This is a genomic window from Ruegeria discodermiae (assembly GCF_030758345.1).
Lineage (GTDB): Bacteria > Pseudomonadota > Alphaproteobacteria > Rhodobacterales > Rhodobacteraceae > Ruegeria_C.
Genome location: NZ_JAVAMO010000001.1, coordinates 1,176,071 through 1,190,902 on the forward strand (window position 1 = coordinate 1,176,071; position 14,832 = coordinate 1,190,902).

Consider the following 14,832-nt stretch of genomic DNA (forward strand, 5'->3'; position numbering starts at 1 on the left):
ACGGCATGACGCCAATTAGTGTCAATTTCACTTTACACCATAAGATGTTTGCGAACAGATTAGCACACGCAAAGAAAGATAAGGTCGTAGCCAGTTGCAGGAACGTAAGAGAACCAGCTTTCAAGCGGTTCGCCAGTTGGTACAGAGCAGGATCGAAAAGGGTATTTGGCCGCAGGGCACATTGCTTCCCACCGAGTCGGAATTGGCAGAAGAATTCGGCTGCGCCCGCGCCACGGTGAACCGGGCCTTACGAGAACTCGCCGATGGCGGCTTTGTCGAACGCCGCCGCAAAAGTGGGACGCGGGTGACAACCGCACCCGTCAAGCTGGCGAAGTTCGAGATCGCGCTGGTGCGCAAAATGGTCGAAGAGCAGAACGCGGACTATCGCTATACGCTGGTCAACCGCTCGATCGATCCCGCACCAGCCTGGCTTAGCTCGCGGCTGGGCCTGCTGCCTGACCGCCGTGTCCTGCACGTGCTCTGCATGCATTATGCCAATAACCACCCCTTCCAGTTCGAGGAACGCTGGGTCAATCTGGACGTGGTGCCCGAGATCGAACAGGCCGATCTGTCGCAGGCCGGTCCGAATGAATGGCTGCTGGCCAATGTGCCCTTCACCGATGCCGAGATGATCCTGTCCTCGGTCCCAGCGGATGCGCGGTTGGCCGAGTTTCTGGCGACCTCGGCGGGCACCTCGGTCATGCAGATCGAACGCACCACCTGGAAACAGGGCATTCCCGTCACCTTTGTGCGGATGACCCACCATCCGGGGTTTCAGGTCCGGGCGCGCTACTGACGCCGATCGGGCCGGGCAGTCGTTCTTCGCTCAGCAGAACATTTGCCTCGACATCGCCTGCCCCGGGCAGCGTCATGATCCGGCGGCGCAGCACCCGTTCGAAATCGGCCAGATCGCGCGCTACGACCCGCAGGCGATAATCATAAAGCCCCAGAACATGTTCCACGGTCTGCACTTCGGGGATTGCAGAGACCGCGCGCTCGAAATCCTCCAGGCTGACCTGACCCTTGCGCGCCAGCTTGACCCCCAGAAAAACCGTCACGCCAAACCCCAGCGCTTCGGCATTGAGCCGCAACCGGCGGCCCTTGATTGCGCCGCTGTCCTGCAACCGCTTGATGCGACGCCATGAAGCCGGCTGCGACAGCCCAAAGCGCCGCCCCAACGCGCCAGCGCTTTGGGTGGCATCCTGCGCCAGCGCCTGCAGCAACTTGCGATCGATATCGTCCAACTCGATCATACCGGCAGCGCCTCGTCCCGCTTCACCCGCGCGATATGCATCAGCGCCTCGATATCGGCGATATGCGGCAGGGTCAGAATACGGTCGCGATAGATCTGCTGGTAATGCGACATATCCCGCGCGATGACAGAGAGCCGCACATCGACCCGGCCCAGAAAGGTCTGGATCTCGATCACTTCGGGCACTTTGCGCGCCTGTGCGGTGAATTCATCAAAGGCCCGCGCCTGTGTCTTGTCCAGCGTCACCCGCAGCGACACCTCGACCGCATATCCCAGCGCCGCCCAATCGATGACCGCCTCCTGCCCCTGAATGATGCCGCTTGCCTCCATCTTCTCGATCCGTCGCCAGCAGACGCCCGAGGTAATCCGGCATCGCTCTGCCAGTTCAGAGGTCGACAGGCTGGGATCGGCCTGCAGATGGCGAAGGATGCGTCTGTCGATATCATCAAGCATGAAATTTTCATTATCACTTACGTTTTCGAATGAAAATCTCTCACGATGCAAGAAATTGCAACCAAACGCTCTCACACTGCACGGCAATGTGGCTTAGAACGCCCCCAGACAAACTCATGGAGGAACGCCGAGATGCGCGTCTACTACGATCGTGATTGCGACATTAACCTGATCAAGGACCTGAACGTGGCCATTCTGGGCTATGGCAGCCAGGGCCATGCCCATGCGTTGAACCTGCGCGACAGCGGCGCCAAGAACCTTGTTGTCGCCCTGCGCGAAGGGTCCGCCTCGGCCAAGAAGGCCGAAGCCGAAGGTCTGCAGGTCATGGGCATCGCCGAGGCTGCCGCCTGGTGCGACGTGATCATGTTCACCATGCCCGACGAATTGCAGGCTGAGACCTACAAGAAATACGTGCATGACAACATCAAGCCCGGCGCCGCCATCGCATTCGCCCACGGCCTGAACGTGCATTTCGGCCTGATCGAGCCGAAAGACGGCATCGATGTCATCATGATGGCCCCCAAAGGCCCCGGCCACACAGTGCGTGGGGAATATGTCAAAGGCGGCGGCGTGCCCTGTCTGGTGGCCGTGGACAGCGACGCAACCGGCAAAGCGCTGGAAATCGGCCTGTCCTACTGCTCGGCCATCGGTGGCGGTCGCTCGGGCATCATCGAGACCAACTTCCGCGAAGAATGCGAAACCGACCTGTTCGGCGAGCAGGCGGTTCTGTGCGGCGGTATTGTCGAGCTGATCCGCATGGGCTTTGAAACTCTAGTCGAGGCCGGTTACGCGCCGGAAATGGCCTATTTCGAGTGCCTGCATGAAACCAAGCTGATCGTCGACCTGATCTATGAAGGCGGCATCGCCAACATGAACTACTCGATCAGCAACACCGCCGAGTATGGCGAATATGTCTCGGGTCCGCGGGTTCTGCCTTATGATGAGACCAAGGCAGCTATGAAAGGCATTCTGCGTGACATCCAGACCGGCAAATTCGTGCGCGACTTCATGCAGGAAAACGCCGTGGGTCAGCCCTTCTTCAAAGGCACCCGCCGTCTGAATGACGAGCACCAGATCGAAGTTGTCGGCGAAAAGCTGCGCGGCATGATGCCGTGGATTTCCGCAGGCAAACTGGTGGATCAGGAAAAGAACTGATCTCAGCCCCATATGCTGATTTTCAGACGGGCGGGCCTATTGGTCCGCCCGTTCTGTTCGTATCGCATGCTTCGACATAGAACGAACTATAGACAATTGACCACCATCCCATAGCAGTTCAGCATCCGCCAAACCCCACAGGAGCACAGATGACCCAATCGCCCGAAATCACCGCAAAAAGCTGGCTGATGGTCGCCACGCTGGGGTTGGTCTGGGGCGCGACCTTCATGGTGATCGAACTGGCCCTGCGCGGGATCACCCCGTTCTGGCTGGCCACAGCACGGATCGGCTTTGCAGCGCTTCTGACACTGGTGATCTGGCGTCTGATGGGCGGGCGGATCTGGTTGGGCGAAGGCACCGCCTGGGCGGCGCTTGCGGTGACCGGTCTGCTGAGCACCGCGCTGCCCTTCATGCTGCTCAGTTGGGGGCAGCAATATGTGACCAGCGGGTTCGCAGGCGTGTCGATGGCAGCGGTGGTGCTGATGGTGCTGCCGCTGGCACATGTCTTCGTTCCCGGAGAACGCATGACGCCGCGCCGGGTTTTGGGTTTTCTGATCGGCTTTGCCGGAGTGGTGGTTCTGATCGGCGGGCAGGCGTTTGACACCACCGGTGCTCGGCTGGAGGGCTGGGGCCGCCTCGCCTGCCTGTCGGCTGCTTGCTGTTATGCAACCAGTTCGGTGATGATGCGCAAACTTCCCGCGATCGATCCTTACGCGCTGGCTACATTGCAACTGAGCATCGGGACCTGCATCGTCTTGCCCGCAGCCTTGCTGGTCGAAGGCCCACCGCCGCTGCCTTCCTCCGAAACCCTGTTCTATCTGGCCCTGCTGGGCCTTGTGCCGACGGCAGGCGCAAACCTGTTGCGCGTGCTGGTGATCCGCAGCGCGGGGCCTGTCTTCATGGGGCTGACGAACTATCAGGTACCGCTCTGGTCGGTGATCCTGGGGGCCGTCTTTCTGCACGAACCCCTGCCCCACAGTCTGCTGTTGGCAATGATCCTGATCCTTGGCGGTATGGGGCTCAGCCAGTATGGCGCGCTGAAACGGCTGTTCTTCGCTGGGCGTTAAGCCACCGGAGCGGCGGACCCGACCGCCAGTTCAACCGCATCCACAACCGCCCCGACGCTCGCCTCCAGCAGCGCCTCATCCTCGCATTCGGCCATCACCCGGATCAGCGGCTCGGTGCCCGACTTGCGGATTAGCAGGCGGCCCTGACCGTTCAGCGCCGCCTCAGCGTCGCTGATCGCGGTTTTGACGGCCGCCAATTCCAGCGGTGTCTGGCCCTCGGCAAAGCGCACATTGCGCAGCAATTGCGGCACCGGCTCGAACCGGCGCGCGAGTTCGGATGCCTTTTTGCCGCTGCGCACCATCTCAGCCAGGAAATGCAGCCCCGCCATCAGCCCGTCGCCGGTGGTGGCAAAATCGCTCATCACGATATGGCCGGATTGCTCGCCACCCAGGTTGAAGCCCCCTTCGCGCATGCGTTCCACCACGTAGCGGTCGCCAACCGCTGTGCGTTCCAGCCCGATGCCCAGCCCCGCCAGATGCCGTTCCAGCCCCAGATTGGACATCACCGTCGCCACCAGAGCGCCGCCCGACAGCATTCCGTCGGCGCTCCAGCGTTCGGCCAACAGCGCCATCAACTGATCGCCGTCAGCCACAGTCCCAGCCTCATCCACCAGAATCACCCGATCCGCGTCGCCATCCAGCGTGATCCCCACATCCGCGCCATGGGCCACAACGGTTTCGGCGGCTGCCTCGGGATGGGTCGAACCGCAACCGTGATTGATGTTCAGACCATCCGGCGACACGCCGACCGGGATTACCTCGGCCCCCAGTTCCCACAGGATTTCAGGTGCGGCCCGGTGCGCGGCCCCATTGGCGCAGTCGATCACCACCTTGAGCCCGTCCAGACGCAGCGCGCGGGGCAGCGAGGATTTCACCCGCTCGCCATAGCGGAACCTTGCGTCATCGACGCGGCGCGCGCGTCCGATATTATGCGCCTGTGCCGGTTGCACACCGGCCTCAAGCAGCGCCTCGATCTCTTCCTCGGCCTGATCGGAGAGTTTGAACCCGTCCGGGCCGAAGAATTTGATGCCATTGTCTTCGGCCGGGTTGTGACTGGCCGAAATCATCACGCCCAGATCGGCGCGCATCGAGCGGGTCATCAGACCCACAGCAGGCGTGGGCACCGGCCCCAGCAGCAGCACGTTCATGCCGGTTGAGGTCAGCCCGGCGGTCAGCGCATTCTCGAACATATAGCCCGACAGCCGCGTATCCTTGCCGATCACCACACGGTGCACGCCCTTTGCATCGCGCCGAAAGTAGCGACCTACAGCGGCCCCGAGGCGCAGCGCCAGATCGGCGGTCATCGGGTGGGTGTTGGCCGTACCCCGCACCCCATCTGTTCCAAACAGCTTCCGCATCCTGCCCCTCGCCGATTGTTATTGGTTCTCTGCCGCAAATTAGCGGACCGCAGACCAGAGGCGCAAGGCCTGAGCAGTCTCGGCCACGTCATGCACGCGAATGATCTGCACCCCCTGCGCCAGCGCCGCCAGCGCAACCGCGATAGAGCCCGGCGCGCGCGCATCGGCGCGCGGCTCCTGCGCGATGGTACCGATGAACCGTTTGCGCGATGCGCCCAGCAGGATCGGCACGCCCAGATCTTGAAACAGGCCAATATTGCGCAGCAGCGCCAGATTATGCTCCAGCGTCTTGCCGAAACCGATGCCCGTGTCCGCAACGATCTGTGCACGCGGTATGCCTGTGGTCTCCAGATGGTCGATCCGGTCTTTCAGAAAGTCGAACACATCCAGCAGGACATTCTCGTAATGCGGATCGTCCTGCATGGTTTCGGGATCACCCTGCGCATGCATCACGCAGACCGGAACGCCGCGCGCCGCGCTCAACGGCGCGAGATCGGCATCGAAGGTGAAGCCCGACACGTCATTCACCATACCCGCCCCCGCATCCAGCGCCGCAGCCGCAACCTGCGCCTTACGAGTATCGATGGAAATCAGCGTGTCACTTTCCGAGGCGATGGCAGAGATGATCGGCGCGGTCCGCTCGATCTCGACCTCTGCCGGTACAAAATCTGCGCCGGGACGCGTGGATTCGCCTCCCACGTCCAGAATGCGCGCGCCATGGGCCACCATCTGGCGGGCGGCCGCGCGGGCCGCTTCGACGGTGGCGTGACGACCGCCATCGGAAAAGCTGTCCGGAGTGGCGTTGAGGATGCCCATGATATGGGGCTCATCCATCTTCAGCCCGGCAATGGGCGCGCGCGCATCACTCAGTCGCGCCCGAGTCACATCAGGCAGTTCTCCGACATGCGAGACGCGAGGGGCAGTATCGCGCGACAGGATCTCGACATGGGTAAACCAGAGCGGGCCGCCAGCCAGCGGCAGCGCCTCCGCCGGGCGGGCCTGCCCGTGCTGGACAATCGGCCGGTGATAGTCGGTCACAGTTCTGCCCGTTCCACCGATTGGTGACGCAGCAGCACACCGGCTTCAGTCGGCAGGTCGGCCCCGATCACCAGCATCTCACCCGCCTCGAAAGTGGCGGCAAACCAGGCGGCCAGCGCAACCGCGTCCGAGGGATGCGCCGAGGGGCCATCCACCGCATCCAGAACCACTTTGGAGGGCGCCCAGACACAAATCTGACCATTCTTCATCGCCCAATCCAGCTCGGTCCGGGTCGAGACCACGACACAGCGCGGATCGCGCGCCGCCAGCACCCAGGCGTTCTGTTCGATGGCCAGCAGATCGATCCGCCGCTGGGTCATGGCATGGCCCGTCTGAGGCGCCGCCAGATCGGACGCCCCGACGCACAGGATCAGCGGGCGCGTGCGCGCCTCCAGTTGATCGATCCAGCCCGGCAGATGCGGCGAGGCAATGGCCGCATTTGAAAGATAGACCAGACGCGGATGCGGGCGGTCCTCTTCCAGCGGTTCGTGTTGCACGGTATCGCGGGCGCGCACGATCTCGACCCCAAGCGCACCAGAGCCACGGTCGAGCTTTTCGATCCGAACGAAAGCGCGCACAGCCTGTGGTTCCAGCAGGATACGTTCGGCAACCCGTTCGGCCAGTGTTTCCAGCAGGTTCAGCCGTTCTTCGGCCAGTTCATGCGCGATGGCTTCGGTGACACGATCATAAGACAGGATGCGGTCAACATCATCGTCGATCGGCCCGGTTAGAGGCGTCACCTCGACCACGACGTTGAAGCAGATACGCTGCGTGCTGCCACGTTCGGCCTGAAACGCCCCGATCTCGACCTCGACAATATGGTCGCGCAGGGAAATCCGATCGAGCGGGCCACGCGCTGCCGTGGCTTCGGACCGCTCCGAAGGATGCGCAAAGGCAAGACGAATTTCAGAACTCATATGCAGGCCCTTCGGCTAACGGCAATCGCCAGTGCGCCGGGCTATAGCAGCCCGTGCCGCATGACGCCAAAGGAAATCCGCCCGGCAATGGAATTTGCGACCCGTCGCTTGCGGGTCAGCGCTGCCCGCATTCATAATCCACATCAGCAAGCCGTGACAGCCTGCTGATTTCAAGACATTTTAGTTGCTTGCGGTGCGATAGTTGTGGCGATAGAACAGATGCACACCGATTTTTGCGGTCCGCTTATAGACGCGCGCCCACTTCGGGCTGACAGAGGTGGTGTGGTAGTGCGTCGCGCCATCGGTCAGATCGCCTGACACGCCATCAATCGCGGCGCGCGCAATCTTGCCGACACGCTGGTAAGCCTGCTTTTCCGCGATGACTTCTTTATGCCCGTCACATGTATAGGTGAACTGGCACTGGTATTTGCGGCCCGTGCCCTGATTGATCACACCACAGAGCGTATCGGGAAAGCGACTGCTTTTGACTCGGTTCAGGATGACCTCGGCCACGGCGAACTGGCCTTTCACGGTCTCGCCGCGCGCTTCGAAATAGAGCGCCTCGGCCAGGCACTGCCAATGTTCGTCACCCTGAGGCTCGGGACGCTGGTCCACCCACGCGCGGGAATAGGTCACCTCGACCGGGCGCGCCTTGGGCTGCACATAGTTCAGGTACTTGCGAAATTCGGCTCCGGGCATCGCGCCGAGGGACGCTTGTTCATGTTCAATCAACGAGGACAGCCCCGTATCGGACGCAGAAACAGTAGGCAGCAGCACAGCCACCGCTAAAGCGGCCGTCTTAATTAATCGGTTCATTTCTAAAACCCCACCAGGTTTGTTCGCGCGCTTACCGATCCCCCCGAAAAGCAAGCGCAGGCTGCCCTCTAGCCCAGAGTTCGCCGTAGGTCCAGTTCGCCAAAAATTGCAAGTGCAAAAGCAGTGGATTCTTGCCGATGGCAAGAATCTTCCGACCCCACGTCAGTCTACATCTTGTGGGATTCTTAAGGGTCAGCCCCCACCTGATGAGATATAGCCAATTGCGCTGCAGCCAATCGCGCCACCGGCACCCGGAAGGGCGAACAGGAGACATAATCGAAGCCTGCAGCCCGGCAAAAGGCAATCGATTCGGGATTTCCGCCATGTTCGCCACAGACTGACAGGGTGATTCCCGGTCGCGATTCGCGCCCCCTCTGCACCCCGAGCTGCAGCAATTCGCCCACACCGTCCGTATCCAGAACATGGAACGGATCTTCGGAGAAGACACCCTGATTGACATAGGCCGACATGAACCGGCCCGCATCGTCGCGTGACAGACCATAGGTCATCTGGGTCAGGTCATTGGTGCCGAAGCTGAGGAAGGCGCAATGGGGCGCGATCTCATCGGCACGCAGACAGGCGCGCGGGGTTTCGACCATCACGCCCAGCCGGTAATCGAAATCCCGGCCCTGCTCCGAGGCGACAGACGCCGCGACCGCATCGATCCGTGTCTTGACCAGCTCGACCTCTCGGCAGGCCGAGACCAGCGGGATCATCACCTCGGGCACCACCGGCTCGCCTTCTTGGCTGGCCTCCAGCGTGGCCTCAAAGATGGCACGTGCCTGCATGTCATAGATTTCGGGCACGGTGACGCCCAGCCGCACGCCGCGCAGGCCCAGCATGGGGTTATATTCACTCATGGCGGCCACCCGACGCTCCACATCCGACACTGGCAGGTCCAGCGCCTCGGCCAGTTCGCGCTGGCCCGTTCGGTTGGTGGGCAGAAACTCATGCAGCGGCGGGTCAAACAGGCGGATGCAGACCGGCTTGCCGCCCATGATGCGGAAGAGCTGCACGAAATCCTTGCGTTGGATCGGCAGCAACCGCTCCATCACCGCGGCACGGCCCTTGGGGGTCTGGGCAAAGATCATCTCACGCATCACCGTCAGGCGGCCCGGCTCAAAGAACATATGCTCTGTCCGGCACAGGCCGATGCCTTGCACATTGAAGTTTTGCGCGGTTTGCGCGTCCGCAGGCGTATCGGCATTGGCGCGGATGCCGATATCACATTCCGCCTCGGCCCAGGTCATCAGGGTCTGGAAACTGTCATCCAGCGCCGCCTCAAGCATCTGCGGCTGCCCGGCCAGCACCTGCCCCGAGGTGCCGTCGATGGTCAGCACATCGCCGGTCTGAAAAACGCGCCCGTCCTGCGCCATCAATTGCCGCTTCTTGGTGACGAAACGCAGCCCCGAAGCCCCGACGATGCAAGGCAGACCAAGACCCCGGCCAATCACTGCTGCGTGGCTTGTCATTCCGCCTTTTTCGGTCAGCACAGCCGCAGCAGCGTGCATTCCGCGCACATCTTCGGGCGAGGTCTCGCGGCGCACGAGGATACAGGGCTCGCCCCGCGCGGCACTGGCCTGCGCCTCGGCGGCGGTGAACACGATCTGTCCGGTAGCGGCGCCGGGGCTGGCGGCGATGCCGGTGGTCAGCACGTCGCGTTCGGCGTCCGGATGGACCTGCCTGTGCAGAAGCTCGTTCAGCGCATGCGGATCGACCCGCATCAGCGCCTCTTGCGGCGGGATGATACCGTCCTCAGCCAGCCGCACCGCGATCTGAACCGCCGCGCGCGAACTGCGTGGCACGCGTACGCCATCGAGAATATGCGCATGGCCGTTTTCGATGACGAACTCGACCTGCATCTCTTCGCGCAGCTTGTGGCGCATCAGTTTTGCATGCTGCTGCAGCTCAGCATAGGCCTCAGGCGCAACATCTTCCAGCGAGGGGCCGCGCTCATCACGCGCCAGATACAGCGCGCCGGTGCCCGCCCCCAGCGCATCCCGGCCCTGGCTCTGGCTCAGATAGCGCCCGGTGATCTGCGGCTGGCCTGTGGTCGGATCGACCAGTTGCATCACGCCCGAGCCACATTCACCGCGCCCCAGACCCGGGATCATCTGCTGCACGACAAGGCCCAAACCGGCATCAGCGGGCGCGCCTTTCGCTTGGCGTAAAAGCCGCGCGGTGGTGCCATCCCAGGCGCGCGCCATGGACTGAAGCACCGCCGCCAATTGCTCGCCCGGGTCCTGCGGGAAGGGTTCGTCAGTTTCCTCCTCATAGGCACGCAAAGTGTCGCTCAAACCCTGCTGGCCGTCTTCCAAGAGATCGTCAAACACATCCGGGTCCAGTCGCGCCACGTGCAGCGCATAGGTCTGCACAAAGCGCAGATAAAGCGCCGCCGCCGCATCCGCCCCCATTTTGTCGCTCAAATCCACATAGCGGGCATCGTTCATGCCCACATTCAGAACCGCCCCTGGACCGCCCCAATCGGGATCCTCAGAGGACGGGCGCACGCAGAGCAAGACCGTGGGATCGAACTGTTCGAGAATGCGTTCAATATCAGGCACATGGCCATCTGCGATCGCCTGCACGGTTTCAAAGGACAGGGCAACCGTGCGCGGTACCGGCATATCCAGCCGCACCAGCCGCTGCAAACACTTCGCCCGCCCGCCATGGGTGATGGTCGCCACCGGCGCATCTGGTGTGATCAACGTGGTATGCGGATTATTCTGCACTGCGGCACCTTTTTGTTTTGCCGCAGCATAAGAAGGAATTGGATCGACGCAAGGGAGAGGTTGGGGATGCGTATTTCTACGCATCACCAGCTGTTACCCCTCGATCCGGGTCAGATCGGCCACGCTGGAGCAGATCGCACGGATCTGGCTGAGCAGGTTCAGACGGTTGCGGCGCAGCACGTCATTGTCAGTATTGACCTGTACGTCTTCGAAAAACGCATCAACCGGCGCGCGCAACTCGGCCATGGCTGCCATCGCTGCCGGGAAATCCTCAGCCTCCAGCGCGGGGGCGATTTTCGCCTGCCCGGCATCAAGCGCGGCAAAGAGCGCCTTTTCGCCGTCGGTTTCGGCAAACTTGGGGTCCGCGCCGTAGGAGTATTCGACCCCATCCTTCTCTTCGGCTTGCGTCAGGATGTTATTGGCCCGCTTGAAGCCCTGCACGAGGTTTTCGCCATCTTCGGTGGCCAGCACCTCATTCAGCGCGCGGGCGCGTTTGACCAGCAGGGTCAGGTCATCATTCCCCTCCATCGCGATACAAGCGTCGATGATGTCATGACGAATGCCCTCATCGCGGAGGAAGACTTTCAGGCGGTCGTGGATGAAAGAGAGGAGGTCAATTGATCGACTGTCAACTTGCCGGCCATCCACCAGAGAGGAGACCGTAATTGATCCCGCAAACCCCATTGATACACCGCCACCAGTCTTTTCTTTAAAAACTTTGGCAGCTTCCTTCGCGATCTTAGCAGAAGCACTCCCTATCGACTCGTTGCAACGCTTCAACTGGTTCGATTGATAATCATGCAATTGACAACGTAGGTTAGCCTCCAACATCAATCGAATAACCCCCAACGCCGCGCGCCGCAGGGCAAACGGGTCTTTAGACCCGGTCGGCTTTTCGTCAATCGCCCAGAACCCGGTCAGCGTGTCCAGCTTGTCGGCCAGAGCCACCGTAACCGAGAGCGGCGCGGTGGGGACGTCGTCGGAGGGGCCGAGGGGAGAGTAATGCTCCTGCGCCACGGCGGCCACGGCGGCGTCTTCGCCCGCGGCTTCGATGTAATAGCGGCCCATAAGCCCCTGAAGTTCCGGGAATTCATAGACCATCTCGGAACTCAGATCAGCCTTGGCCAGCCGCGCCGCTTTCTCGGCCTGATCTGCATCCGCACCTGTCACTGATGCCAATTCGCGAGCCAGCGCGGCGATGCGGTCGATCCGTTCGGCCTGCGTGCCCAGCTTGTTATGGAAGGTCACGTTTTTCAACGCATCAGTCCAGGCGCTCATGTCCGATTTGGCGACCCGCAGGTCGTTCTCCCAGAAGAATTTCGCATCCGCCAGACGGGCCGAGAGCACCTTCTGATTGCCCGCCAGAATGGTCGCGCCATTATCCGCCGTTTCGCGGTTGGCCACGGTGATGAAGCGTTCGATCCGGCCCGTCTTGGGGTCCTTCACCGAGAAAAACTTCTGGTGTTCCTTCATCGAGGTCTGCAGGACTTCGGGCGGCAGGTCGAGGAACTCTGCACCGATCTCTCCCATCAGCACCACGGGCCATTCCACCAGCCCGGCAACCTCACCTAGCAGGCCCTTGTCGTCCACCACTTCAAGACCTGCGGCGAAGGCCATGTTCTGGGCGTCAGCCCAGACATGGTCGGCCCGCTCCGTTGGGGACAGAACCACATGCGCGCGCTTGAGCTGCGCCTCGTAATCCTCAAAAGAGGTGACAGAAAACCGGCCCGGCGCCATGAAGCGGTGACCCTCGGTGCTATCACCTGTCTTGATCCCGTCGATCTCCATCGGCACGACCTCTGCGCCCGCCTCATCGGTGAGGATACACAGGATCGAATGCAGCGGTCGGACCCAGCGCAAGGCACCGCCGCCCCAGCGCATTGATTTGGGCCAGGGGAAATTGCGGATCGTCGTTTCCAGCACTTCGGCGATGATGTCGGCTGCCGGGCGGCCCGGCTTTTCGATGCTGGCGAAATAGACCGTGCCTTTGGGTGTGTCGCGCTCTTCCAACTGATCGCGGGTCAGGCCCGCGCCGCGCAGGAAGCCTTCGATGGCCTTGTCCGGCGCGCCCACTTTCGGGCCCTTGCGTTCTTCGCGCACCGTCGGGCTTTCCCCCAGCAGCCCCTGCACCGTCAATGTCAGGCGGCGCGGCGTAGTAAAGGCCGCCGCCCCGGCATAGGTCAGACCGCCCTCGACCAGACCATCGGTGATGCGCTTTTTCAGATCCTCACCGGCGCGGGTCTGCATGCGCGCGGGGATTTCCTCGGAAAACAGTTCGATCAGCAGGTCGGGCATGGGGTCCTCAGAAATTCACGATCGTCTGGATGACGATGGCGTTGGCAATGTCCACAAAGAAGGCGGATACAAGTGGGAGCACGATAAAGGCAATAGGCGACGGGCCATATCGCTTGGTGACGGCGGTCATGTTGGCGATGGCGGTGGGGGTCGCTCCCAGCGCAAAGCCGCCGAACCCCGCCGCCAGAACCGCGCCGCGATAGCCCGAGCCCATCACCGGGAACAGCACATAGATCACGAAGAGCACGGTAAAGAGCGTCTGCGCGGTCAGCACCACGAGGATGGTCATGCCCAGATCGGCAATGGTCCAAAGCTGCAGGCTCATCAGCGACATGGCCAGAAACGCGCCCAGCGCAAATTCCGAAACCAGCGCCAGCGCGGGCGTCCGGCTGACGGCGACCGCATCCGGGGCAAGCCAGCTGCGCAGATTGGCGATCAGGATGGCGACGATCAGGCAGGGCACGAAGAGCGGCAGTTTCAGCCCCGCCTCGGCGATTGCGACATTTGCAGCGTAGCCGAGGATGATTGCCAGATGTAGATAAAGCACCACGCGCATCAGGCCGATGGGCGTGATCGCCGCATCGCGTGCTTCCTCTTGCGGCACGCCCACCGTCAGTTCCTCATCCGGGCGGTCGGGTGTGAGCTTGTGGCGTTCTACCAGGTATTTCGCCACGGGACCGCCCACCAGCGCGGCCAGCACAAGACCCAGCGTCGCCACGGCAACGCCCAGCTCGGTCGCACCTTCAAGCCCGGTCACCGCGCCCACATCAGGTGCCCAGGCGATCGCCGTGCCATGCCCGCCAATCAGCGCGGCAGAGCCGAACAGCACGCCCGATTGCGCCGGAAAGCCAAAGGTGACGGCCCCAAGCGCGCCGATGATGTTTTGTGCCAGGATGGTTGCAAGTGTCAAAATTAGAAGCAGAACCAGAGGCTTACCGCCTCTGATCAGGTCAGAGAACCTTGCGTTCAACCCGATGGCGGCAAAGAATACCACCAGCAGATAGTCGCGGGTCTCCATCTCGAACTCGAATTCGATCCCGGCAATCAGATAGACCGCCAGCGACAGCGTCGCGGCGACCAGACCGCCGCTCACCGCCTCGGGGATGTTGAACCGGCGCAGCACCCCGACCCGCGTGTTCAGCTCGGCCCCCAGCAGGAAAACCGCCAGCCCAAGGGTGGCGGAGATCATATCGGGGACAAAAAGGTTCATTGCCCGCGCTCCCCGCGCGGCGGGCATGCCTCGCCGATCACCGTGCCGTCATAGGCTTTCTTTCCGCAATCGTTCAGCACATGCCAGACATAGCCCCGCCCGTCATCTGTCACAGCAATGACTCGGTCTACTCCGAAATGGATGTTCTTGGTGCCCAGATAGGTCCGCGCGCTACCCGACGCGAGCGCCTCACCCAGCGCGAGAGCATCGTAGCACTCGAACCAGTCCGGGGCGGTCAGAGGTTCAGCCCCCTCTGCCGGTCGGTAGGCCGCGCTCAACTCATCAAGGCTCATATCGGTGTTGAAACAGGCCCTGTAACGGATCGGGGAGCTATCGGCATCAATCGCCTGAAAGCTGCTATAAGAAATGGGCTCCGACGTCTCAGCCTCAAGCGGGACCAACGCAACATCCTGACCCGGCTGTGGCTCGACATCATAGTAAAAGCCATAGATCTGCATGTAGTAGAGCAGCCCGCCCGCAATGGCGGCGCTGGCAAGAATGACGATGGCGAGCAGTTTTCCCTTCATCTCCGGTCCCTC

General features: G+C 62.0%; 13 protein-coding genes. 3 read left to right on the plus strand and 10 right to left on the minus strand.

All coding sequences use genetic code 11. The features are described from left to right. Positions 1-136: 136 nt before the first annotated feature. Positions 137-796 carry a histidine utilization transcriptional repressor HutC gene (hutC, locus tag Q5Y75_RS05995; RefSeq protein WP_510769688.1) on the plus strand — a complete coding sequence of 220 codons (660 nt, stop codon included), beginning with the start codon at positions 137-139 and terminating at the stop codon, positions 794-796. Here hutC and Q5Y75_RS06000 read toward each other — a convergent pair. Continuing rightward, positions 741-1,253 carry an Lrp/AsnC family transcriptional regulator gene (locus tag Q5Y75_RS06000; protein ID WP_306195284.1) on the minus strand — a complete coding sequence of 171 codons (513 nt, stop codon included), beginning with the start codon at positions 1,251-1,253 and terminating at the stop codon, positions 741-743. The genes hutC and Q5Y75_RS06000 overlap by 56 nt on opposite strands. Next, positions 1,250-1,705, minus strand: coding sequence for an Lrp/AsnC family transcriptional regulator (locus Q5Y75_RS06005; protein WP_306195286.1), 456 nt, complete (start codon positions 1,703-1,705; stop codon positions 1,250-1,252). Before Q5Y75_RS06005 ends, Q5Y75_RS06000 begins: the two co-directional genes overlap by 4 nt. A gap of 132 nt (positions 1,706-1,837) precedes the next feature. Here Q5Y75_RS06005 and ilvC point away from each other — a divergent pair, with 132 nt between their 5' ends. Both ilvC and Q5Y75_RS06015 read left to right on the plus strand, forming a co-directional pair. Beyond that, complete coding sequence (ilvC, locus tag Q5Y75_RS06010; protein ID WP_306195287.1) at positions 1,838-2,860, plus strand: ketol-acid reductoisomerase; 1,023 nt, start codon at positions 1,838-1,840, stop codon at positions 2,858-2,860. Positions 2,861-3,009: 149 nt separating this feature from the next. After that, entirely contained in the window at positions 3,010-3,927 is a 918-nt protein-coding gene (locus tag Q5Y75_RS06015) for a DMT family transporter (RefSeq protein WP_306195289.1), read from the plus strand. Here the strand turns inward: Q5Y75_RS06015 and glmM are convergent. From glmM to Q5Y75_RS06055, 8 genes are all read right to left on the minus strand, one after another. Continuing rightward, on the minus strand, positions 3,924-5,285 hold the full coding sequence (glmM, locus tag Q5Y75_RS06020; RefSeq protein ID WP_306195291.1) for a phosphoglucosamine mutase: 1,362 nt from the start codon (positions 5,283-5,285) through the stop codon (positions 3,924-3,926). The two genes, Q5Y75_RS06015 and glmM, sit on opposite strands and share 4 nt — an antisense overlap. Positions 5,286-5,324: 39 nt before the next feature. After that, complete coding sequence (folP, locus tag Q5Y75_RS06025; protein ID WP_306195293.1) at positions 5,325-6,323, minus strand: dihydropteroate synthase; 999 nt, start codon at positions 6,321-6,323, stop codon at positions 5,325-5,327. Further along, positions 6,320-7,240: a dihydroneopterin aldolase gene (locus Q5Y75_RS06030; RefSeq protein WP_306195295.1), complete on the minus strand. Its 921-nt coding sequence runs from the start codon at positions 7,238-7,240 to the stop codon at positions 6,320-6,322. The genes folP and Q5Y75_RS06030 overlap by 4 nt, the downstream gene beginning before the upstream one ends. Before the next feature lie 180 nt (positions 7,241-7,420). Beyond that, positions 7,421-8,056, minus strand: a complete 636-nt coding sequence (locus Q5Y75_RS06035) for a cell wall hydrolase (protein ID WP_306195297.1) — start codon at positions 8,054-8,056, stop codon at positions 7,421-7,423. Positions 8,057-8,241: 185 nt separating this feature from the next. Continuing rightward, entirely contained in the window at positions 8,242-10,872 is a 2,631-nt protein-coding gene (locus tag Q5Y75_RS06040; RefSeq protein ID WP_371933226.1) for a putative PEP-binding protein, read from the minus strand. Between the two features lie 9 nt (positions 10,873-10,881). Next, entirely contained in the window at positions 10,882-13,083 is a 2,202-nt protein-coding gene (gene glyS / locus Q5Y75_RS06045; RefSeq protein ID WP_306195300.1) for a glycine--tRNA ligase subunit beta, read from the minus strand. A gap of 7 nt (positions 13,084-13,090) precedes the next feature. Next, positions 13,091-14,293, minus strand: a complete 1,203-nt coding sequence (gene gltS, locus Q5Y75_RS06050; RefSeq protein WP_306195302.1) for a sodium/glutamate symporter — start codon at positions 14,291-14,293, stop codon at positions 13,091-13,093. Further along, a complete protein-coding gene (locus Q5Y75_RS06055; protein ID WP_306195304.1) occupies positions 14,290-14,820 on the minus strand; it encodes a DUF6446 family protein in 531 nt (176 codons plus the stop codon). The genes gltS and Q5Y75_RS06055 overlap by 4 nt, the downstream gene beginning before the upstream one ends. Between the last annotated feature and the right edge of the window lie 12 nt (positions 14,821-14,832).